The following is a 476-nucleotide window of genomic DNA, read 5'->3' on the forward strand; positions in this document are numbered from 1 at the left end:
GTCGACGCGGCGAACAGGCAGTTGTAACCAGACTTGTCGGTCAAATAGGTCTCGCTCACGCACCCGGCGGATACGTTGGTCGTGGATCAATGGCGTGGGTTGCAGGCATCGGCGACAACGGGGCAAGAAGTCGGCGCGAGGCTCAAAGGTAAACAGGGTGTGATGGTTGGCAGAAAGCGCTTGGGCGATGACGGTATAACCTGGCCAGAAGGAGGCAATATCAATATGATGCACGGCGACAGCAGGGTGATGGTGGTGGTGTGTTTGGCGACAACCAGTTTACCAGCACCCTGTCTGTCAACTTCCACTTTCCCAGGATCCCGCGAAGAACCTGTTTTGGTTTGTGACAACAGGTGCATTGCCAGAAACCACTTGGTCAGTGGGAGCTTGGTGTTTGCGAAAATCGTGTTTCCAGTCAATGACATCTGGTGACGGCAGTGATTGCATTGCCACACACGTGGCCGCCTTCTCAGGCG

2 pseudogenes are annotated in these 476 nt (G+C 55.3%); both read right to left on the bottom strand.

Annotated features, from left to right (window positions below):
* Window positions 1-234 (bottom strand): annotated as a pseudogene (locus J9892_RS23855) (ISL3 family transposase); the annotation flags it as partial.
* 89 nt (window positions 235-323) lie between these two features.
* Window positions 324-476, bottom strand: a pseudogene (locus J9892_RS23860) (IS1595 family transposase); the annotation flags it as partial.

Source organism: Aeromonas sp. Prich7-2, assembly GCF_017939255.1.
Taxonomy (GTDB): Bacteria; Pseudomonadota; Gammaproteobacteria; order Enterobacterales; family Aeromonadaceae; genus Aeromonas; species Aeromonas caviae.